The sequence below is a fragment of the Methylobacterium komagatae genome, assembly GCF_042661665.1.
In the GTDB taxonomy this organism is placed as follows: Bacteria; Pseudomonadota; Alphaproteobacteria; order Rhizobiales; family Beijerinckiaceae; genus Methylobacterium; species Methylobacterium komagatae.
In genome coordinates this window covers 5,340,552-5,359,427 of sequence record NZ_JBHSWN010000001.1, presented here as the reverse complement: position 1 = coordinate 5,359,427, position 18,876 = coordinate 5,340,552, and the positions used below count along the sequence as shown (strand labels likewise).

Annotated in this window: 20 protein-coding genes and 4 pseudogenes; 14 read left to right on the top strand and 10 right to left on the bottom strand. The window is 69.7% G+C overall.

Annotated features, from left to right (window positions below; translation table 11 throughout):
• Positions 1 to 8 precede the first annotated feature (8 nt).
• Positions 9 to 536, top strand: coding sequence for a DUF421 domain-containing protein (locus ACFQE0_RS26450; protein WP_147025460.1), 528 nt, complete (start codon positions 9 to 11; stop codon positions 534 to 536).
• A gap of 325 nt (positions 537 to 861) precedes the next feature.
• Positions 862 to 2,115: a cation:proton antiporter gene (locus ACFQE0_RS26445; RefSeq protein WP_147025461.1), complete on the top strand. Its 1,254-nt coding sequence runs from the start codon at positions 862 to 864 to the stop codon at positions 2,113 to 2,115.
• A gap of 61 nt (positions 2,116 to 2,176) precedes the next feature.
• Here the strand turns inward: ACFQE0_RS26445 and ACFQE0_RS26440 are convergent.
• Together ACFQE0_RS26440 and ACFQE0_RS26435 are read right to left on the bottom strand one after the other, a co-directional pair.
• Positions 2,177 to 4,514 (bottom strand): annotated as a pseudogene (locus ACFQE0_RS26440) (FdhF/YdeP family oxidoreductase).
• Complete coding sequence (locus tag ACFQE0_RS26435) at positions 4,504 to 4,710, bottom strand: hypothetical protein (protein WP_017486769.1); 207 nt, start codon at positions 4,708 to 4,710, stop codon at positions 4,504 to 4,506. The pseudogene ACFQE0_RS26440 and the gene ACFQE0_RS26435 overlap by 11 nt, the downstream one beginning before the upstream one ends.
• A gap of 771 nt (positions 4,711 to 5,481) precedes the next feature.
• Here ACFQE0_RS26435 and ACFQE0_RS26430 point away from each other — a divergent pair.
• Together ACFQE0_RS26430 and ACFQE0_RS26425 are read left to right on the top strand one after the other, a co-directional pair.
• Positions 5,482 to 5,805 carry an ArsR/SmtB family transcription factor gene (locus tag ACFQE0_RS26430; protein WP_147025463.1) on the top strand — a complete coding sequence of 108 codons (324 nt, stop codon included), beginning with the start codon at positions 5,482 to 5,484 and terminating at the stop codon, positions 5,803 to 5,805.
• A 160-nt stretch (positions 5,806 to 5,965) separates the two neighbouring features.
• A complete protein-coding gene (locus ACFQE0_RS26425; RefSeq protein WP_147025464.1) occupies positions 5,966 to 6,163 on the top strand; it encodes a polyhydroxyalkanoate synthesis regulator DNA-binding domain-containing protein in 198 nt (65 codons plus the stop codon).
• Positions 6,164 to 6,193: 30 nt separating this feature from the next.
• Here ACFQE0_RS26425 and ACFQE0_RS26420 read toward each other — a convergent pair.
• A pseudogene (locus ACFQE0_RS26420) lies at positions 6,194 to 7,511 on the bottom strand (ATP-binding protein).
• Complete coding sequence (locus ACFQE0_RS26415; RefSeq protein ID WP_147025466.1) at positions 7,508 to 8,170, bottom strand: response regulator; 663 nt, start codon at positions 8,168 to 8,170, stop codon at positions 7,508 to 7,510. The pseudogene ACFQE0_RS26420 and the gene ACFQE0_RS26415 overlap by 4 nt, the downstream one beginning before the upstream one ends.
• A 107-nt stretch (positions 8,171 to 8,277) precedes the next feature.
• Between ACFQE0_RS26415 and dsbD the strand changes: the two genes are divergently transcribed.
• From dsbD to ACFQE0_RS26395, 4 genes are read left to right on the top strand one after another with little or no spacing between them, the layout of a single operon-like run.
• Positions 8,278 to 10,050, top strand: coding sequence for a protein-disulfide reductase DsbD (dsbD, locus tag ACFQE0_RS26410; protein ID WP_147025467.1), 1,773 nt, complete (start codon positions 8,278 to 8,280; stop codon positions 10,048 to 10,050).
• A 33-nt stretch (positions 10,051 to 10,083) separates the two neighbouring features.
• The gene (locus tag ACFQE0_RS26405) at positions 10,084 to 10,719 is read left to right on the top strand and encodes a DsbA family protein (RefSeq protein WP_147025468.1); all 636 of its coding nucleotides are present in this window, start codon (positions 10,084 to 10,086) and stop codon (positions 10,717 to 10,719) included.
• Positions 10,719 to 11,567, top strand: coding sequence for a L,D-transpeptidase (locus ACFQE0_RS26400; RefSeq protein WP_147025469.1), 849 nt, complete (start codon positions 10,719 to 10,721; stop codon positions 11,565 to 11,567). Before ACFQE0_RS26405 ends, ACFQE0_RS26400 begins: the two co-directional genes overlap by 1 nt.
• Positions 11,551 to 12,015: a DsrE family protein gene (locus tag ACFQE0_RS26395; protein ID WP_147025470.1), complete on the top strand. Its 465-nt coding sequence runs from the start codon at positions 11,551 to 11,553 to the stop codon at positions 12,013 to 12,015. Before ACFQE0_RS26400 ends, ACFQE0_RS26395 begins: the two co-directional genes overlap by 17 nt.
• Positions 12,016 to 12,050: 35 nt before the next feature.
• On the opposite strand, the gene ACFQE0_RS26390 is transcribed toward ACFQE0_RS26395, so the two are convergent.
• Positions 12,051 to 12,509 carry a DUF2892 domain-containing protein gene (locus ACFQE0_RS26390; protein ID WP_147025471.1) on the bottom strand — a complete coding sequence of 153 codons (459 nt, stop codon included), beginning with the start codon at positions 12,507 to 12,509 and terminating at the stop codon, positions 12,051 to 12,053.
• Positions 12,510 to 12,672: 163 nt separating this feature from the next.
• On the opposite strand from ACFQE0_RS26390, the gene ACFQE0_RS26385 reads away from it, so the two are divergent.
• The 6 genes and pseudogenes from ACFQE0_RS26385 (at position 12,673) to ACFQE0_RS26360 (ending at position 16,562) form a co-directional block, all read left to right on the top strand.
• On the top strand, positions 12,673 to 13,098 hold the full coding sequence (locus ACFQE0_RS26385; protein ID WP_147025472.1) for a YeeE/YedE family protein: 426 nt from the start codon (positions 12,673 to 12,675) through the stop codon (positions 13,096 to 13,098).
• Between the two features lie 3 nt (positions 13,099 to 13,101).
• Positions 13,102 to 13,551 (top strand): YeeE/YedE family protein, encoded by a 450-nt coding sequence (locus ACFQE0_RS26380; protein ID WP_238233863.1) that lies wholly within the window; start codon positions 13,102 to 13,104, stop codon positions 13,549 to 13,551.
• Positions 13,551 to 14,357: a sulfite exporter TauE/SafE family protein gene (locus ACFQE0_RS26375; protein WP_147025474.1), complete on the top strand. Its 807-nt coding sequence runs from the start codon at positions 13,551 to 13,553 to the stop codon at positions 14,355 to 14,357. The genes ACFQE0_RS26380 and ACFQE0_RS26375 overlap by 1 nt, the downstream gene beginning before the upstream one ends.
• A 19-nt stretch (positions 14,358 to 14,376) precedes the next feature.
• Positions 14,377 to 15,288, top strand: a complete 912-nt coding sequence (locus ACFQE0_RS26370; protein ID WP_147025475.1) for an MBL fold metallo-hydrolase — start codon at positions 14,377 to 14,379, stop codon at positions 15,286 to 15,288.
• An 11-nt stretch (positions 15,289 to 15,299) separates the two neighbouring features.
• Positions 15,300 to 15,687, top strand: a pseudogene (locus ACFQE0_RS26365) (rhodanese-like domain-containing protein).
• 653 nt (positions 15,688 to 16,340) lie between these two features.
• A complete protein-coding gene (locus ACFQE0_RS26360) occupies positions 16,341 to 16,562 on the top strand; it encodes a hypothetical protein (protein WP_378974979.1) in 222 nt (73 codons plus the stop codon).
• On the opposite strand, the gene ACFQE0_RS26355 is transcribed toward ACFQE0_RS26360, so the two are convergent.
• From ACFQE0_RS26355 to ACFQE0_RS26340, 5 genes and pseudogenes are all read right to left on the bottom strand, one after another.
• Complete coding sequence (locus tag ACFQE0_RS26355) at positions 16,559 to 16,855, bottom strand: hypothetical protein (protein WP_147025477.1); 297 nt, start codon at positions 16,853 to 16,855, stop codon at positions 16,559 to 16,561. The two genes, ACFQE0_RS26360 and ACFQE0_RS26355, sit on opposite strands and share 4 nt — an antisense overlap.
• 1 nt (position 16,856) lies before the next feature.
• The gene (locus ACFQE0_RS26350; protein ID WP_238179409.1) at positions 16,857 to 17,687 is read right to left on the bottom strand and encodes a metallophosphoesterase; all 831 of its coding nucleotides are present in this window, start codon (positions 17,685 to 17,687) and stop codon (positions 16,857 to 16,859) included.
• A 115-nt stretch (positions 17,688 to 17,802) separates the two neighbouring features.
• Positions 17,803 to 18,015: pseudogene (locus ACFQE0_RS27705) on the bottom strand (hypothetical protein); the annotation flags it as partial.
• Entirely contained in the window at positions 18,008 to 18,625 is a 618-nt protein-coding gene (locus ACFQE0_RS26345) for a hypothetical protein (protein WP_147025480.1), read from the bottom strand. The gene ACFQE0_RS26345 and the pseudogene ACFQE0_RS27705, both read right to left, overlap by 8 nt.
• On the bottom strand, positions 18,622 to 18,849 hold the full coding sequence (locus ACFQE0_RS26340; RefSeq protein ID WP_147025481.1) for a hypothetical protein: 228 nt from the start codon (positions 18,847 to 18,849) through the stop codon (positions 18,622 to 18,624). The genes ACFQE0_RS26345 and ACFQE0_RS26340 overlap by 4 nt, the downstream gene beginning before the upstream one ends.
• Between the last annotated feature and the right edge of the window lie 27 nt (positions 18,850 to 18,876).

Sequence of the window (18,876 nt, the reverse complement as noted above, 5' to 3'; positions counted from 1 at the left end):
CACCGTCGATGTTCTTCGACACTTGGCACGGCCTAATCCGGGTCCTGGTCGTCGGGCCGCTGGCCTATCTGGCCCTCATCCTGTTCCTCAGGATCTCCGGCAAGCGCACCCTGACCAAGCTCAACGCCTTCGACCTCGTCGTGACCGTGGCGCTCGGCTCGACGTTGTCCTCCATCGTGCTGACCAAGTCGGTGGCGCTCCTGGAAGGCGTGCTCGCCCTGGCGACGTTGATCGGGCTTCAGTTCCTGATCACGTGGTCAAGCGTGCGCTCGCCCAGGGTCAAGGCGCTGATCAAGTCGGAGCCGACCTTGCTCGCCCATGACGGACGTTTGGTCGAGGGCGCGATGCGCCGCCAGCGTATGACCTGGGACGACGTCCTCGCGGCGTTGCGCTCCGAAGGTCTCGACGACCTTTCGCAGGCCGCCGCGGTGGTGCTTGAGACCGATGGGTCGATCAGCGTGCTGAAGGCCCTGTCTGGGCGCGGGGACGGGCTGAACGGCGTCGCGCCGCTGGGGACGGACCGGTCCCGCTCGTGACGGCGCTCGCGCACGTCACGGTGACCGTGCTACCCGGGACCCTCGCGACCGCGAGCCTAGTCTCGCTTGTCTTGGCCGAGAGGCAGGTGGTGCGGCTGCTTCCACGAAGGCGGTTTCGCGGCGGTCTCGGTAGAATGTCTCGGCGCCTTTGGCTCGGACCACTTCCCTTATCTCCTGCGTCTCCGCGGCCGGTCCGGACCAGGCCCGGCGGCGGAGGCGCCGCGGGAGGCCAGGAACGTCGGCGCGACCGAACGACTGCAGGCGCATTAAGCCTGCTTTCCGCGAAGCCCCGAGCACCCGCCGGCGGCCTAAGGGGGGAACGCTCGTGATCTCCATCTTCGACCTCGCCGCTCTGCTGCTGACCCTGTCGGCCCTGTTCGGCTGGCTGAATCACCGCTTCCTGCGGCTGCCGCACACCATCGGCCTGCTGGTCATGGGGCTGCTCGCCTCGCTCGCCCTCGTCGGCCTCGACCTGGCCTTCCCATCTCAGCACCTCTACGAGGATCTTACGCAGGTCCTCCGCCAAGTCGACTTCACCGACGTAGTAATGAACGGCATGCTGGCCTTCCTGCTGTTCGCCGGCGCCATGAGCCTGGACTTGCGCGCCCTGCGCGACCGGGCCTGGGCGGTGGCGACGCTCGCCCTCGTCGGCACGCTGATCTCCACCGCCATCGTCGGAGGCGCCTTCTGGTTCGCGGCCGACGCCCTCGGCCAGCCCGTCCCCCTCGCTTGGGCCCTCGTGTTCGGCGCGCTGATCAGCCCGACCGACCCGGTCGCAGTACTGGCCACCCTCAAGAACGTGAGGGTGCCGGAGGCGCTTGAGGTCGAGATGCAGGGCGAGGCCCTGTTCAACGACGGCATCGGCATCGTGCTGTTCACGGTCCTCGTCGCGTTCGCCGCTGGCTCGGCCGGGGAGGCGACGAGCGCCGGCGGCGTCGCCCGCCTGCTCCTGCAAGAGGCCGGCGGCGGGCTCGTCCTCGGCGTGGTCACTGGCTACGTCGCCTACCGGGCCATGCGGGCCATCGACGACTTCCCCGTGGAGGTGCTGATCACCCTCGCGCTCGTCGCCGGCACCTACGCGCTCGCGCAGAAGCTCCACTTCAGCGGCCCGCTCGCGGTGGTCGCGGCGGGGCTGCTCGTCGGCGACCGGGCGCCGCGCGACGCGATGAGCGACGAGACGCAAGGGTACGTGTCCTCGCTCTGGACCCTGATCGACGAGGTGCTGAACTCTGTGCTGTTCCTGCTTATCGGCTTGGAGGTCTTAGTCCTGCGCTTCCAGGCCGGCGGGCTCGTCCTCGCCGCGTGCGCCGTCCCCATTGTGCTGGGCGCGAGGCTCGCGGCGGTCTCGACGCCGCTCCTCGCCTTCCGGTGGGGCGGCAACCTCTCGGCGCGCAACGTGCCGTTCCTGACCTGGGCCGGTGTGCGCGGCGGCATCTCCGTGGCGCTGGCCCTGTCCGTCCCCGAGAGCGACGCCAAGCCGGCCATCCTCGCGGCGACCTACGCGGTGGTGCTGTTCACCATCGTCGTCCAGGGCTCGACGCTCGGCCTCGTGGCTAGACGGACCCTTCGCGCGACATAGTCGCGCCAGTCGTCCCTCATTAGTCTCGGTCCCGGGGCCCTCCGACTAGCCGCGCCTCGCCTCAGACCGGCTGCGTCGCGTGTCCCGGCGGCTCGCGTCGCTCGGCAGGTGTCCCTTTCTCGTCCGTTTCCCTGATCCGCACGGGCACCGACTTCGCCGCTGGCGTCTTCGATGGTCCGTCGTGGTGGGACAGCGGCATCAGCGGGTTCATCTCGGGGTAGTAGGCGCCAATGCAGCCGTCCGGCAGTGAGAAGGGGACGACCTTCAACCCGAACACCTCACGCTCGACCCCGTCCTCCGCGTCGCTGACGAGCGAGACGACCTGCCCCTCGTGCAGGTTGGCCCGTTGCATCTCGTCGGGGTTGATGAGGAGCACGTCGCGGGTGCCCTCGATCCCGCGCATGCGGTCACTGTAGCCGTAGATCGTGGTGTTGAACTGGTCGTTCGAGCGCATCGTGATCAGGCGGTAGCGGCCCGGCGCCTCGCCGAAGCCGACTGCCGTCATCTGCTTGGGGGTGGTGAATATCGCCTTCTTGCTTTCGGTCTTCCAGATTCGCTCGCGTGCCGAGTTGCCGCGGTAGAAGCCGCCCGGTGTCCACATGCGCTCATCGAAGCCGTGGAACTCCTCCGGGTAGGTCTCGGCAATCGCGTTCCGGATCAGGGCATAGTCGCCGACCCAGGCGTCCCAGAGCACCTTCGGGTTCGGATCAAGCGTCGCCTTGGCGATACCCGCCACGATGGCGGGTTCCGACTTGAGGTGCTCGCTTGCGGGGCTCCGGCGTCCAAGCGAGCCGTAGATGCAGCTCGAACGTGTCCTCCATGCTGACCGCCTGCGGACCGCTCGCCTGCATGTCCTCCTCGGTCCTGCCCCGGCAGGGCAGGAGGTAGGCAATCTCGCCGTTGACGAGGTGCGAGCGGTTGAGCTTCGTCGCCACTTGAACGGTGAGGCGCATCCGCGTCCAGGCCTTCTCCATACGGTCCCGCTCGGGGATGGCGCGCACGAAGTTGCCGCCGAGACCGAAGAAGCTTCGCACCGTGCCGGATAGGATGCCCTCGCAGGCCTCCACCGTGTTCATGCCCTTCTCGCGCGGCGGCTCGAAGCCGAACTGGGCGGCGAGCTTGTCGAGCGGCACCAACTCAGGTTTCTCCGAGATGCCGACGGTGCGCTGTCCCTGCACGTTGGAATGGCCGCGCACCGGCGAGATGCCGGTGCCGTCGCGGCCGATGTTGCCCTTCAGGAGCAACATGTTGACGAACAGCGCGACGTTCTCGAAGCCGTTCATGTGCTGGGTCAGGCCCATGCCGTAGATGCCGATGACGCGGTCGGCCTCGACGTAGACCTGTGCGGCCGCCTCGATGGCTTGGCGGCTCAAGCCCGATTCCCGCTCGATCTCCTCCCAGGAGCTCGCTCGCACCTTCGCCTCGAACTCGTCGAGCCCGCTCGTATGCTGCTCGATGAAGGCGACGTCGAGCACGCGCCGGCCCTGGGCCTTCGCTGCGTCATCGGCCGCGAAGACATGCTTGCAGATGCCCATGAGCACCGCGATGTCGCCGCCAGGCCGGACCTGGTGGTACTGCGTGCTGATCCGCGTCTCCTTGCCGGTCAGCATCTCGACCGGACTCTGCGGGTTCGTGAAGAACTCCAGTCCCTTCTCGCGGACCGGGTTGAAGGTGATGATCTGGACGCCGCGCTTGGCGGCCTCTTGCAGCGGGTGCAGGAAGCGGGGCGAGTTCGAGCCGGTGTTCTGGCCGAAGAAGAACATCGCATCGCAGTTTTGGAGATCGTCGAACACGACCGTGCCGACGCTGGCACCAATGACCTTCTTGAGCGCCACGGACGTCGTCTCGTGGCACATGTTCGAGGAGTCGGGCAGATTGTTGCAGCCATAGAGCCGGGCGAACAGCGCGTAGAGGTAGGCGGTCTCCAGGCTGGCGCGCCCCGACGAGTAGAACACAACCGACTTCGGATCGAGGCGCCTCAGCTCTGACCCGATCTTCCGAAAAGCTTCCACCCACTCGCAGGGGACGTACTTGTCCGTGGCCGGATCGTAGCGCATCGGGTGCGTCAGGCGACCCTGCTGCTCCAGGTCGTAATCCTTCCACTCACGAAGTTCCGTGACCGTGTGCTTGGCAAAGAAGTCGGGCGTGCAGCGCCGGGTCGTCAGCTCCCAGAGCGTGGCCTTCGCGCCGTTCTCGCAGAATTCGAAGGGATGGTAGTTCGCGGGCTTGGCCCACGAGCAGGACACGCACATGAAGCCCTTGGGCTTGTTCTGGCGGAACAGGGTCTCGGTGGCGAGCGGCGTTGCCCACTCCTTGCCGAAGATGCGCGAGATGCCCCGCACGGAGCCCCAGCCGCCGGACGGACCATCGTAGTGGGCCGTGTTCTCTTCACTCGGCATCCGGGTACTCCTCGTCCGCCGCACACGCGTGCGCAAAGGTGTACGAGACGAACCACCTGGCCGCAGTTAGGTTCTCCTCTCTCGCCCGGCAACGGTCGCTGGAACACGACCTACGGCCGCGGAAGACCCATCGCCCTTCCCGCCGCGCGGCGAAGATCGCCTCGGGGCGATCAATCAGGATGATCGTGAGCATCATGGCCGCACATCCCGAAGTCGTCGCCTTCGACATCATCGGCACGGTTTTCAGCATGGAGCCGATGCGGGCCGAGCAGGTGGCGCTCGGTCTTCAGCCCATGGCCCTCGACCTCCTCTACACGGCTGCCCTGCGGGACATGTTCGCGGTGGCGGGCACAAGCAAGTTCGCACCCTTTCAGTCGGTCTTGGAGGGGTGCCTGGACGAGTTGCTGGCCATGGAGGGTCTGGCTGTGCCCGCGGAGCGTAAGCGAGTGTGTTCGCGAACGAGCCGGGCGCCTCGCCGGTCGCGAGAAGAGGCATGGGACCGCACGCACGGTCACCTATCTGCTGCTCAAGAACGGTCTCCGACCCGTCTGCTCCACGCCGGAGTTCGAGCGTTTTCTCTTCGAGCGGCCGGAGGCCGAAGCCCTGATCAGGCGCATCGGACTGCCCTGAAGATCCTGGACCCAAGGCTATGGCTTAAAGCCCAATCAGCCCGACCGTGCGCGAGGTGGCTGAAGGTCAAAGGCGGCTGCTCGGAGGTTGGTTGCCGAGCGTCAGATCGCGCCACTACCAGACCTTCATGGTCGCGCGGCGGCAGGCCCGCTGTCGATGCTTGAGGGGACCTGCATCTGAAAGGGTGGCCCGGAAGCGCCTGGGCCGGCGGAGGATGCCGGCCTGGTTGGCCCGGAGCAGAAATTCACATCGAGACCGAGGCCCAGGAGGACGGCTCGCTGAAAATACATTAGAAGCACCTAAATAAGTCAGTCCTAACGTTCTGGGATTTGGACCCATGGATGTCGTGACGCCAACCGACCTGCTGCGCCTCCAAGTCAAGGCGGCTGACGCCGCGCGCCTGTTGCGGCTCCTCGCCAACGAGAAGCGCCTGCTCATCCTGTGCCTGCTGGTCGCCCGCGGAGAGATGGACGTGACGAGCCTCGCCGAGGCGGTCGAGCTCAGCCAGTCGGCCCTGTCGCAGCACCTCGCCAAGCTCAGGGAGGACGGGCTGGTGACTTTCCGGCGCGAGAGCCAGACCCTGTTCTATCGGCTGGAGGACCCCAGGGCCGCGCGGCTGCTGGCGACCTTGAAGGACATCTTCTGCCCGGACATAGGCTGAGCGCACGGGGCCCTTACGCCCGCAGCCTTGACCTCTCTCGGGTAAACAAATGGGCTGGAGAGCGCGTCAGGGGTTGTGCGCCATCCACTACAGCTTTTAATTATTCCAAACCTAATATGCATTCCGTCCCTCGGTCGGCCTCCTTTCATCCGTCGTGAAGATGTCCGGCAAGAAATCCTCTCCGATCCGCCACCTGAAGCGCTATGCCGGCTGCCGGCTGTTCGACCCCGAGAGACGGGTCTATCTGTCCGCGGAGGACTTGGAGCGCCTCATTCGGCAGGGCATACGGGTCAGCGTCCGTGAGGTGGAAACGGGGCAGGACGTGACCGACACGGTGGTCCGCCCGAACCTGCAATAGCCTTTTGTCGGTCGGATAGCCGGGGCGGCGTCAGCCTCGCAGGATCTCCGCCTCTAGCCCTCGCCGGTCCGATCGATTGCGGAGGTGCAGGCTCAACCCGCTCCGACGGGAGGCCATCTCCGCGATGGCCAGTCCGAGCCCGCTTCCCGTCGCGCTCTTGTGGCGTCCTCGGAAGAAGCGCTTCGTGACCTGCGGCAACTCCTCCTCGGGGATGCCGGGTCCTTCGTCGCGCACGACGATGCCCCCACCGCCCGGCCGCGCGGCCCATTCCACGAGCCCGGCCTGCATGTGCTGCACGGCGTTCTCGTGCAGGTTGCGGACGGCGAGACGCAGGCTCTCGGGGTCGGCCCGCATCGTGTAGCCATGCAGCTCGGGATCGACGACGGTTCGGATTTCCGCTGGCACGCGCATGCCCGCCACGGTCTCGGCCACCAGCGCGCCCACGTCGATCTCCGTCAGAGGCCGGGTCTCCTCGGCGGCGTCGAGCCGGGCAGCGTCGAGGAGCTGGCGGACGAGGCGTGTCGTACGATCCACGGCTGCGAGAATCTGGCGAAGTGCGGCTCTCGTGATGTCAGGGTCGGTCGCGGCCATGGCGACCTGGGCCTGCGTCTTCAAACCGGCGAGCGGGGTGCGCAGCTCGTGCGCGGCGAACGCCGTCACCTCCCGTTCGTGCCGCCGCGCCGCCTCGACCTTGAGGAACAGCCCGTTGAGGGCATCCGCCAAGGGGCGGACCTCCGTCGGCGCCTGGCCGGCGTCGATGGCGCTCATGTCGTCGGCGTCGCGCGCCGCGAGGTTCCGGGCCATCAGCCGTAAGGGTCGCAGGCCGCGCCCGAGGCTCGCCCAGATCAGCATCCCGAGGAGCGGCACAATGAGGAGCGCGGGGGTGAGCAGGCCCATGATGAGGTCGGTGACGAGGCGCTCGCGCAGGCTGAGACGGTCGCCGACCAGGACACGCACCCCCTTCTCGGCATCCTCCGCCGTGAAAACCCGCCAGGTCTCGCCGTCGACCTCACGCTCGGAGAAGCCCGCCGGCGCGTCGGTCAGGCGTCGCTCCGGGGCTCCGCTCGACCGCGCGACCATGCGACCGTCCAGCGACCAGATCTGGCAGGAGAGCTGCCGCTCGTAGGCCGTCGGCGCCGGAAACGTGCGCGGCGTCCCGTCCGGGGCCGTGCCGCCGACCGCACCCACCAGGGAGCTCGACCATGCGCGCGGCTTCCTGGAGGCGGTTGTCGAGGACCTGCTCCACCTCGCGCTTCGACCCCAGGTAGATCCAGGCGACCGCGCTGAGCCAGATCAGGCCGGTAGCGAGGAGCAGGATGGCGAAGAGCCTGACGCGTAGTGACATCATGCGGTTGCCCTCATGCGGTAGCCGAGGCCGCGCACCGTCTCGATGGCATGCTTGCCGATCTTGGCGCGCAGATTGTGCACGTGCACCTCGACCGTGTTGCTCTCGACCTCCTCCTGCCAGCCGTAGAGGCGCTCCTCCAGCTCCGCCTTCGAGCGCAGCACGTTCGGCCGTTCCATCAGCGCCGTCAGCACCATGAACTCGCGCCGCGACACCGGGACCGGTTCCCCATGGAGCGTGACGGCGAGCTCGGCCGGGTCGAGGCGAATGCCGGCATGCTCCAGGCAGGCCGAGGCCCGCCCTGACGCCCGCCGGACGACGGCGCGGATGCGGGCCGAGAGCTCGTCGAGGTCGAAGGGCTTGCCGAGGTAGTCGTCGGCTCCGCCGTCGAGCCCTGCGATTCGGTCCGCTACCGCATCCCGGGCCGTGAGCAGGACCACCGGCGTGCGGTCGCCCCGCTCGCGTAGCCCACGCAGCACGTCGAGCCCGGAGCCGTCGGGCAGCATCAGGTCGAGCACCACGGCGCCGAAGCCGCTTGCGGCGAGGGCGGCATCGGCGTCCGCGCAGGTCGCGACGCACTCGACGGTCGCGCCGGACAGCCCGAGCCCGGCCCTGAGGCCGTCCGAGAGGATGGGGTCGTCCTCGACGACGAGGATGCGCATGCGTGTCTCCGTTGGCTGCCTGGCATCCTCCGGGCCAGGCTTAAGCCTGGCTTAAGCTACGTTTCCGACCGGCGGCGGACCGATCCGAGCCCGGACCCCGCCCGCTCATGCCGAACGTTCTCGCCAACGTCATCCTCGCCGTCCTGGTCTGGGCGGGGTCATCGCTGTGGTCGCCGGGTCATTGCCGCGAGCCCGCCGCACGGCAGGCGCCGTTCACTCTCGACGTGACCCGCGACGAGGACCTCTCGCTTCGCCTGAGATGGACCACCGCCCCCGGCACCTACCTCTACCGAGACAAGATCGGCGCGTCGGACGGTAGCGGTCGGGAGCTTCCCGTGACGACCGCTGCGGGCGAAACCAAGGACGACCCGAACTTCGGGGCGACCGAGGTCTACCACGGCGCGGCCGAGGCCGTCGTGCCGGGCGCGGCGCTTGTGGGGGTACGCGACGTGCGCGTCACCTACCAGGGCTGTGCCGAGAGGGGCATCTGCTACCCGCCGGTCACCCGGGTCGTCGAGGTGCCTGCGCCCGGTCCACAAGCGGCGGCCGTGCCGGCGAACCCAGCGGTGCCCGCGAGTGCGCCCCCGGTCGATACGAAGGCCGAGACCGGGAGCGGTCTGCTCTCCGGCCATCTCGCGGGCGTCCTGGCGACCTTCCTCGGGCTCGGCCTGCTCCTGGCCTTCACGCCGTGCGTGCTCCCGATGGTTCCGGTGCTAGCCGGCATGCTGACCCGCTCCGGAGAGCAGCTCTCGGCCGGGCGCGGTTTCGTCCTGTCCGGCACCTACGCGCTCGCGATGGCGCTGGCCTACGGCACGCTCGGCGTGGCCGCGGCCTGGTCTGGACGCAACCTCCAGGTCGCGCTCCAGACGCCCGTGGCGCTGGGCCTGCTCGCCGCGACCTTCGCCGCCCTGGCGCTGTCGATGTTCGGTGCGTTCGACCTCGCGCTGCCGACCGGTGCCGCCGCCCGCCTGTCCCGCCTGAGCGGGCGCAGGCTCGGCGCCCTCGGCGGCGCCGCGGTCATGGGCTTCACCTCCGCCCTGATCGTCGGCCCCTGCGTGACGCCGCCGCTCGCCGCGGCCCTGCTCTACGTCGCCCAGACCGGGGACGTGGCGCGCGGCGCCTCGGCCCTGTTCGCGCTTGGCCTCGGCATGGGCTTGCCGCTGGTCGCGTTCGGGACATTTGGGGCGGGGATCCTGCCGAAGTCCGGCCCTTGGCTCGTTTCCGCCAAGCAGGCCTTCGGTGTCGTGTTTCTCGGGTTGACCATCACGATGGTCTCCCGCCTCGTGCCACCCGAGGTTACGCTCGCGCTCTGGGGCCTGTTGGCCGTCGGCGTCGGCGTGTTCGTCGGGGCCTTCGACGCCCTCCCGGCCGGTGCCGGTGCCGTGGGCCGGCTGGGCAAGAGCGTCGGCATCGTCGCGGTGACCTATGGCTGCGCCCTCGTCGTCGGCGCCTCGGCGGGTGGGACCGACCCGCTCCGGCCGCTCGCCGGCTTCGGTCAGGCCCAAGCCGTGCACGCCGCCGACACCCGCGCCGTGGCCTCGCTGCCTGCCTTCGAGACCGCCCTTCAGGCCGCCCGCGCCGCGGGCAAGCCGGTGCTCGTCGAGTTCGCCGCCGACTGGTGCACCGTCTGCAAGACGAACGAGCGGACGGTCCTGGCGGACGCCGGCATCCGGGAGCGCCTGAAGGCCGTCTCCGTCATCAAGGCCGACGTCACCCGCGACGACGCCGACACCCGGGCTCTGATGCAGCGGTTCGGGGTCGTCGGTCCGCCGACCCTCATCCTGATGCGCCCCGACGGTGACGAGGTCCGGGAGGCCCGCACCGAGGGAGAGCTCACGGTCGAGGACCTGACGCGCCGCCTTGCCCTGGTCGGCGCCTGAGCCACCCCCTTCGATAACCCCACGGAGACCGTCATGGACCGCAGGACCCTGCTCGCCCTTCTGCCCGCCGTCGCGCTCGCGCCCGCCCTGCTCTCGCTGGCGCCGCATACGGAGGAGGCCTTCGCTCAAGGCATCGATGCGAACGCCATCCTCAACGACCCGGAAGCGCCGATCTCCGGCAACCCGAAGGGCGACCTGACCATCGTCGCCTTCCTCGATTACAACTGCCCCTTCTGCAAGAAGGCTGAGCCCGACCTCACCCGCCTGGTGAAGGAGGACGGGCGCATCCGCGTCGTCCACAAGGACTGGCCGATCCTCGGCGACGCTTCCGTCTACGGCGCCCAGCTCGCCCTCGCGGCGAAATACCAGGGCCGCTACGACGCCGTGCACAGGGCGCTTATGGGCATCCCCGGCCGCAAGATCCCGAAGGAGCGGATGCTGGAGGCGGTGGCCGCCTCGGGCGTCGACATGGGCCGCCTGGAGGAGGACCGGCGGGCTCACCAAGCCGAGATCGGCGCCTTGCTCCAGCGCAACCTCGACCAGGCCGATGCCCTCGGCCTGCAGGGCACGCCGGTCTTCCTGATCGGCCCGCTGAAGGTCGCCGCGGCGCTTGACTACGACGGCTTCAAGCAGGCTGTGGCCCAGGCGCGCGCCAAGGGTCGCTCGTGATGCGGCGGGTCTCACGTCTATCGGCGCTGGTGGCGCTCGCCTCGGCGCTTGGCGCCTGCACGGCCTCGATGGGGGCGCCGGCCCCGGTCGCGGAGGCCCGGCCGCAGATCGCCCCGGATGCCCTGCGCCGATACGCGGCCATCACGGACGAGCTCTTCCCCGTCGAGGCGATCGATCCGCGCGACCTCAAGGCCCGAAATGTCCGCCAGGTCGTCGATTACCCGACGAAGGAGCCACCCGGCACCCTCGTGGTCGACCCCTACAGGCGCTTCCTCTACCTCGTCATGGAGGGCGGCAAGGCGATGCGCTACGGCGTCGGGGTCGGCAAGGCCGGCTTCGAGTTCACCGGCGAGGCGACGGTCGCCCGCAAGGCATCCTGGCCGCGCTGGACGCCGACGCCCGACATGATCCGGCGTGACCCGGCCCGCAACGGACGCTGGGCCGGCGGCATGCCCGGCGGCGACAGGAACCCGCTCGGGGCGCGTGCGCTCTACCTGTTCAAGGACGGCAAGGACACGCTCTACCGCATCCACGGCACCACGGAGCCCTGGAGCATCGGCGAGGCGGTCTCCTCGGGGTGCATCCGCATGCTGAACCAGGACGTGATCGACCTGCACCGGCGCGTGCCCACCGGCACCAAGGTCGTGGTGCTCGGGTCACGAGGCACCAGCCACGCCACGCGGCAAGTCGCGCCGGAGACGACCGGCAGCCTCGGGAGCGGCGCGTCGGCCGGACCGGAGCCGGACGACGGCCTCGACCATGCGCGGCTCGATAGCCTGTCCGCCCGCGCCTCGGAGGCGCCGGAGCCATTCACCGACGACGGAGAGCCGGATGACGACGGTCTTTAGGAGCCTGGCGCTCGCGGTCCTTCTCGCAACCCTCGGCATGGGGGCCGCCCACGCCGGCTCGAAAGCCCCGGCCGGGTACTACGCCAACCAGAAGGTGATCTATCATAACGGCGGCGGCCCCGACGGAGCCGCCTACTTCAAGCGCCTGCTCGGCAACCTGCGGAACCACGTCGACGCCGTGGGCAAGGATCACGTCGAGATCCGCGTGGTGAGCCTCGGCGACGGGTTGGCTCTGTTCCAGGCCGCCGCCGAGGACAAGGAACTCGCCGGACGCATCGACGCCCTCAAGGCCGCGGGCGTCAGGTTCCTGGTCTGCGCCAATACCTTGAGGGAGCGGAAGATCGACCGCGGCGCTCTCTATGCGGTGGGCGAGGACGACATCGTGCCGAGCGGCGTCGCCGAGTTGGCGCGCCTGCAGGGCATGGGTTTCGCCTACATCCACCCGTAGCGCGGGGAACGGGAAGCCGTTCCGGCGCCCTCTCGTCAGAGCCTAGCTGCCATGAGGGCGTGGCTTGCCCGGCTGTCGTGGTCACCCGGACCCGGTCCGATAGGGCCGAAATCACCTCTGAGCGCCTTCAGGGCGTTGCGCTCGACCTCGATCTCACGAGCCGTACGGAAGCCGAGGCGCCGAAGGACCGGCAAGGGCGGGCACCAGCCCTGCACTGCGTGCTGGAGGAGGAACGCGGTCACCGCCAGGGGCAGGGCAAGCCACCGTCGGTCCGTGGTCAGGCCCAACACCGTTCCGGTGAGCGCCAGCGTCGCGGCGTTGGCCTCCAGCGTCCGCTCGATGTCCCACTCCGCGTCAAGCTCGCGCAGGCGGCGACCGATGTCTTGCGGGCGCTCGGCATGCCAGCGGACGCTCGCATCGAGGTCGGCAGCGATGCGCCGGTTGTCGCGCACGCCTGTGTGAAGCGAAACCCGCTCCGCTGTTCCAGGGATCATCGATCGCCTCCTCTTGACGTTACATTAGATGTCACTAATTAAGCATCATCTAATTCTAGCGCGGTTCGGGGATGGACCCCGTCCATGACAACCCCAGTGGCGGCGTGTGGATCATGCATCGCCCACGGGTGTGCCCCTTGCCGCGCGTCGGGAGTGACTGACCATGGACAGCTTCACGCCATTGAGCGCCCTCCTCGGCGGCGGCCTGATCGGCGCTTCCGCAGCCCTGCTCCTGCTCCTCAACGGACGCATCGCCGGCATCAGCGGCATCCTCGGCGGCCTGCTCGCCTCGCCTTCGCGCGAGACCGGCTGGCGAGCCGCCTTCCTGGCCGGGCTGGTCCTGGCACCGCTAGTCTACGCCGGCTTGGGCGGGAGCCTGCCGGCGGTGACGGTCAGCGCCTCGTTTCCGCTCATCGTGGTCGCAGGTCTGCTCGTCGGCTTCGGTGCACGCCTCGGGGCCGGCTGTACCAGCGGTCACGGCGTCTGCGGCATCGGTCGCGGCTCGCCCCGCTCGCTGATCGCGACCGGCACCTTCATGGCCGTCGCCATCCTGACCGTCCTCGTCACCCGTCACCTGCTCGGAGCCTGAGCCATGGCCAAGACCGTCTCCGCCTTCACCGTCGGCCTGTTGTTCGGGATCGGGCTGCTCGTTTCCGGCATGGCCAACCCGGCGAAAGTCCTGGCCTTCCTCGACGTGACCGGACGCTGGGATCCGAGCCTCGCCTTTGTCATGGCGGGCGCCGTCGCTGTCTCGGCCGCCGGCTACCGCGTCGCGCGACGGCGCGGCCGGCCGGTGCTCGCGCCCCGGTTGGAGATCCCGACCCGGCGCGACCTCGACCCGCGCCTGCTCGTCGGCGCCGCGCTCTTCGGCGTCGGCTGGGGTCTGGTCGGCCTCTGCCCCGGACCCGCCCTGACCATCCTCTCGGTGGTGCCGGCCCCCGCCGCGACCTTCGTGGCCGCCATGGCCGTGGGCATGCTGATGTTCCGCCTCGTGCCATCGTCGACCTCGAACCCGAAGGCAGTCCGGGGAGCCGACGCTTGATGCCCGGCTTGCTCACATCCGGTCTCGCGACCGGCTCGGGCGGGGTCGTCGGCGTGATCCTCGGCCTCGTCGGCGGGGGCGGCTCGATCCTGGCGGTCCCGCTCCTGACCTACGTGGTCGGGGTGAGCTCGCCCCATGTGGCGATCGGCACCAGTGCCCTGGCGGTCTCGGTCAGCGCGGCCGGCAACCTTGTCCCGCAATGGCGGGCCGGGAACGTGAAGTGGCGCTGCGCGGCGGTGTTCTCGGCGGCCGGCGTCCTCGGTGCGCTCGCCGGCTCGACGGCAGCCAAGGCGGTCGATGGGCAGAGCCTGCTGGCGCTGTTCGGGGTGGTGATGCTCGTGGTCGGGGGGCTGATGCTGCGCAAGCGGCGCGGCGAGGGCGACCCGGAGGTGCGCCTGACCAAGGCCAGCGCCCCGGTGCTCCTGCCCTGGCTGCTCGGCATCGGCTTCGCTGTGGGCCTGTTCTCCGGTTTCTTCGGCATCGGCGGGGGATTCCTGATCGTGCCGGGCCTGATGCTGGCGACCTCGATGCCGCTGCCGATGGCCATCGGCACCTCGCTGGTGGCGGTCAGCGCCTTCGGAGCCGCCACCGCGGCAAGCTACGCCGTCTCAGGCCTGATCGACTGGCCGTTGGCCGGCCTGTTCGTCCTGGGCGGCGTGCTCGGCGGCCTCGTCGGTGCCGGCCTCGGCCGACGGCTCAGCCAGCACAAGCGCGCCCTGACCCTCACCTTCGCCGGCCTCGTGATCCTGGTCGGCCTCTACGTGGTCGCCCGCGGAGCCCTGCCGCTCCTCGGAGCCACAACCTGAACTCGGAAGGAGGAGATCCATGTCCGACCAGACCATCCCGTCGTTGCGCGGTCGACCCATCGTGACCGGCTTCCACGATGAGACGACCGGCAGCATCCAGTACGTCGTCGCCGATCCCGAGACGAAGCGCTGCGCCATCATCGACCCGGTGCTCGACTTCGACCCGAAGTCCGGGGCGACCGCCACCCGCTCCGCCGACGCCCTGCTCGCCCATATCGAGCGCGAGGGCTACGAGTTGGAGTGGATCCTCGACACCCACCCGCACGCCGACCACTTCTCGGCGGCCGGCCACCTGCACGACAAGACCGGCGTCCCGACCGCCATCGGCGAGAAGGTGGTCGAGGTGCAGCGGCTCTGGAAGGGGCTCTACAACCTACCCGACACGTTCCGGACGGACGGCTCGCAGTGGGACCGGCTCTTCGCCGACGGCGAGCGCTTCCGGATCGGCAACCTCGACGCCGAGGTGATGTTCACGCCGGGCCATACCCTGGCCTCCATCGCCTACCGGGTGGGCGACGCCGCCTTCATCCACGACACCCTGTTCATGCCCGACAGCGGCTCGGCGCGGGCCGACTTCCCGGGCGGCAGCGCGCACGCACTCTGGCGCAGCATCCAGCGCATCCTGGCTCTGCCGGAGGAGACCCGGCTGTTCACCGGGCACGATTACCGCCCGGGTGGGCGCGAGGCGGCCTGGGAGAGCACGGTCGCCCGGCAACGGGCGGAGAACCCACACCTCGTCGAGACCCCGAGCGAGGAGGCGTTCGTCCGCATGCGCGAGGCCCGCGACCGCGAACTGCCGATGCCCAAGCTCATCCTGCATTCCCTGCAGGTAAACATCCGTGGCGGCCGCCTGCCCGAGCCCGAGGCGAACGGCCGGCGTTACCTGAAGATCCCGCTGGACGCCCTCGACGGCGCGGCCTGGGGCGCGTGACGGAGATGACCATGACCACGAAGAGCGCGAAGGACTTGGTGGCGGAAGCCAACCGCGAGGTGGAGACTCTATCGGCCGAGGAGGCGCTCGCACGCCTCGGCCAGACCGACACGGTGCTCGTCGACGTTCGGGAAGGCGAAGAATTGGCCAAGACCGGCAGGATCGCCGGCGCGGTCCATGTGCCGCGCGGCTTCCTAGAGTTCCAGGCCGATCCGAAGAGCCCGACCCACAAGGCCGAGTCTCGGGGATGGCAGGAGGCTGGTTCTCTACTGCGGCTCGGGCAACCGATCGGCCTTGGCCGCCAAGACCCTCAAGGACATGGGGCTCAGGTCCGTCGCCCATGTCGCCGGGGGCTTCACCGCATTGGAGAAGGCGGGCGCGCCAGTCGACCGGGGGTGAAAAAGGCCGCCACGACCGGCGCCTGATCTACCGGAACGGATCAAGCTGGGGCGAAAGCGGCTCCTTACACGGGCAAGCTGATCGGATTTTCCCTCATCGCCCCGGAGACCTGTGTTCGCCCGACCGCGGCTATACCTTGACCGCATCGGTCGGGTGTTTCCCTTGACCAGTCGGCACCCTTACCGGATGCCTATCGTTCCGCCCCTGCGCGCCGCCATGCATGCTGCCCGGACAAACCTCGTTGCGGATGCGATCTGATTAGCCGCCGCGCCGTCGCGGCGCCCTTCACCGAAGACCGTACCAAGCCGCCCGCGAAGGATGACTTGACCGCGCACGGCAGTCCAAGGTGTCTCGGATGATCCTGCGATCGGCCCGGATCGAGCCGCACCCGGTCAAGTCATCCTTCGCGGGCTTGATAACCGTGTCCCAAATTATGGGGTCTGACAGGGCTTCGCTTGCCGCTTTATGGGTTTGCATCGTCGCGAATTATGGGGCCAGAGGGGCTCGAAAAAGGCAATCGCATCTGGAGTGCCAGCTCATTTTATGGGTATCTGCACAGCGAACGCCGGATCGCGCGGGCCCGGGCCGAGGCGCGCCCGACTGCGCAGGCCCTCGTCGGGCAGGCGGCCGTACTGGCAACGGGGGGCCAACCCATGCTCGCGGCCGTCGCCGAGATCCGGGCGATCGGCGAGCCGCTCTACGGGACCCGGTGGACCGCGGAGCTCGCCTGGGACGTCGGCAAGGACACCCGTCAGGTCCGACGCTGGCTCTCCGGCGAAGCCGCCGTCTCGGAGCGGGCGCTCTCGTGGGCACGCAAGCTGGCCCGGCGCCGGGCCCGCCAGATCGACGCCCTCGGCGGCCGGGACGACGACTAGCGGCAGCGCCGGAAGACCGCGCCGTCGTGCTCCAGGCTGCCGTCGGGGCACACGACGAGGTCGGTGTCGTACGGGACCTCCGCGCCGCCCATGCCGAAACACCTCGGGGCCCGGACGCGGCCGTCGGCGATCGTGGCGGTCGCGCAGTCCATCAAATCGATGCCGACCCCGCGCCCGGGCCCGATTGAGATGTCGGGGAGGTCCTGGCCGACCGCGCAGTAGCGGCCCGGCGCGGGCCGGGGCTCCGCAGCCGCCGGGGCGACGGCGAGGACGAGGGCGAGGAAGGTGCGCATCTCAGATCTCCATGACGAGGAAGGGGTCGAAGGCGGGGTTCTCCAGCTCGACGGCCCACATGCCGTCCCGGCGCCGGTGCGAGGTGTCGTGCCCGCGGGCGTTGGCGATCACCCTCGTGCGCCCGATGCGGTAGTCGGCCGACCGATGCACGTGCCCATGGATCCAGATGTTCGGGGCGCCGGGGCCCTCCATCAGCGGCGTCAGGTCGCTCGCGTAGGCGGCGTCGATCGGCTCGCGGACCTCGCCGTGCAGGAGGCTGCGCGGGTGTGGAGCGTGGTGCGTGACGACGATCCGTGGTCCGTTCCAAGGCTCCGCGAGCCGCCCCTCGATGCACGCCCGGTGCTGCCGGTGCAGCGCGAGCGCGGCCGGCGGCCGGAACGGCGCGGGGGTGCCGTTTCGATCCCGGATCTGCACCAGCCTGTGATCCCTCATGCCGACTTGGCGGTCCCCGGCGACGCGCATCGCGAGCTCGCGACGCTCCTCGCCCGCGATCGCGTAGTCCGTCCAGAGCGTCGCCCCGGTGATCTCGACGCCGTCGACGAGGCAGGCCTGCCCGCTGTCGAGGAGCGTGATCCCTGCGGCCTCGGCGAGGTCCCGGGCGCTGGCGAGCTCGTCCGGGTAGCGCGCGCGCCACATGTCGTGATTGCCCGGCACATAGACGACCTCCCGCGCCCGGGGGACGACGTGCTCCGCCAGCCACGGGAGCGCCCTCCGGGTGAGGCCGTCGGCCACATCTCCGGCGACGATCGCAATGTCCACGCGCGGGCCCGGCGGCGGCGTCCACGGCGTCGCGTCGACGTGCAGGTCGGACAGGATCCAGACCGTGACCATCACTCTCCCCCTCGCACCAGGCGGTGCCGTCTGCCTCGAACCACGCGGCCGCCGCTCGTACGACGACCCGCCCCTCGATCCGGAAGCCGCTCTCCGTGAGCCGGTACCTGAGCCGGCGCGCGCCCGGCGGCCGGGGCAGGTCGGCGAGTTCGCCGGAGGCCCACGCATGGACGTCGCGCGCGCCCGCCCGCAGGCACCGGAGGCGGGCCACCTCGGATGCCCGGAAGGCGACACCGATGAGGACGACCCCGAGCCGGTGGCCGACCACGCGTCCGGAAATGCGGACGCTCCACCGGCAGCGGGTGCGGTTGCGGTAGACGTCAGCCACCGCCGACCACCCGCCTGCCGTTGGCGTGCTCCGGGCACAGGCACCGGAGCCAGCCTCCCTGGCGTACGCGGCCGGGCTTCCCGCATTCCTCGCAGATGTAGGCGGATAGATGCTCGACGGCATCGACAGTATTCGCCGTGTATTCGCAGTCTTCGTTGGCGTCGTAGTACCAGCGCGCCGAGCCGAACTTCTCCTTCATCTGCGTGGTGTGGAAGCCGTCGGCGATGCCGTGCTCGCGCAGGAGTTCGGCCGCGCCTTCCCACAGCCACTTCCATCCCGGGCCGCACTCGAAGCAGCCCTGGCCGAACACGCGCCGGTGCCGCCTGGCCAGGCGCTGCTGCCAGTCCGGCGGGCACCGGGGCGCGCCGTCTCGCCATCGGCACGCGAGGACGCGTGCGAGCAGGTCGAGCAGGAAGGGCCTCGGAAGGGGACCGACGAACGTGCTGGGTCCGTCGGCCCTGCGCTCCCGCTCGACGGCGAGGAGCGGCCCCTGCCACCGGACGAGCGGCCCGTGCGGCGAAGGCTCGACCGCGAGGACGGTGACGCTGTCGGCGCCCCGGTGGTGGCGCAGGGCGGGCCCGGCGATGCTCAGAAATTCCTCGGCGATCACGGCATGGGCTCCGGCGGCAGGGGGGCGAAACAGAAAGCCAGGGCCTCGACCTCGCGGGCAAGCCGCAGGCCGAGGGCGGGATCGAGCCGGCCGGCCTCGACGAGCCGGCCGATGCGGACGACGCGGGCGCGGCAGCCGCGGCCGACGAGGGAGCAGACCCGGCCGCTCTCCCAGGCGGCGCGGATCCGCGACGCGATGACGTCGAGCGTGTCGGAGCTCTCCACGGCACGCCCCCTCAGTTCGGGAGGCGG

Coding starts and splice junctions, on each gene's coding strand:
- ACFQE0_RS26450 (WP_147025460.1), top strand. CDS start 9: ATGTTCTTCGACACTTGGCACGGCCTAATCCGGGTCCTGGTCGTCGGG.
- ACFQE0_RS26435 (WP_017486769.1), bottom strand. CDS start 4,710: ATGATGCTCACGATCATCCTGATTGATCGCCCCGAGGCGATCTTCGCC.
- ACFQE0_RS26430 (WP_147025463.1), top strand. CDS start 5,482: ATGGATGTCGTGACGCCAACCGACCTGCTGCGCCTCCAAGTCAAGGCG.
- ACFQE0_RS26425 (WP_147025464.1), top strand. CDS start 5,966: ATGTCCGGCAAGAAATCCTCTCCGATCCGCCACCTGAAGCGCTATGCC.
- ACFQE0_RS26415 (WP_147025466.1), bottom strand. CDS start 8,170: ATGCGCATCCTCGTCGTCGAGGACGACCCCATCCTCTCGGACGGCCTC.
- dsbD (WP_147025467.1), top strand. CDS start 8,278: ATGCCGAACGTTCTCGCCAACGTCATCCTCGCCGTCCTGGTCTGGGCG.
- ACFQE0_RS26405 (WP_147025468.1), top strand. CDS start 10,084: ATGGACCGCAGGACCCTGCTCGCCCTTCTGCCCGCCGTCGCGCTCGCG.
- ACFQE0_RS26400 (WP_147025469.1), top strand. CDS start 10,719: ATGCGGCGGGTCTCACGTCTATCGGCGCTGGTGGCGCTCGCCTCGGCG.
- ACFQE0_RS26395 (WP_147025470.1), top strand. CDS start 11,551: ATGACGACGGTCTTTAGGAGCCTGGCGCTCGCGGTCCTTCTCGCAACC.
- ACFQE0_RS26390 (WP_147025471.1), bottom strand. CDS start 12,509: ATGATCCCTGGAACAGCGGAGCGGGTTTCGCTTCACACAGGCGTGCGC.
- ACFQE0_RS26385 (WP_147025472.1), top strand. CDS start 12,673: ATGGACAGCTTCACGCCATTGAGCGCCCTCCTCGGCGGCGGCCTGATC.
- ACFQE0_RS26380 (WP_238233863.1), top strand. CDS start 13,102: ATGGCCAAGACCGTCTCCGCCTTCACCGTCGGCCTGTTGTTCGGGATC.
- ACFQE0_RS26375 (WP_147025474.1), top strand. CDS start 13,551: ATGCCCGGCTTGCTCACATCCGGTCTCGCGACCGGCTCGGGCGGGGTC.
- ACFQE0_RS26370 (WP_147025475.1), top strand. CDS start 14,377: ATGTCCGACCAGACCATCCCGTCGTTGCGCGGTCGACCCATCGTGACC.
- ACFQE0_RS26360 (WP_378974979.1), top strand. CDS start 16,341: ATGCTCGCGGCCGTCGCCGAGATCCGGGCGATCGGCGAGCCGCTCTAC.
- ACFQE0_RS26355 (WP_147025477.1), bottom strand. CDS start 16,855: ATGCGCACCTTCCTCGCCCTCGTCCTCGCCGTCGCCCCGGCGGCTGCG.
- ACFQE0_RS26350 (WP_238179409.1), bottom strand. CDS start 17,687: ATGGTCACGGTCTGGATCCTGTCCGACCTGCACGTCGACGCGACGCCG.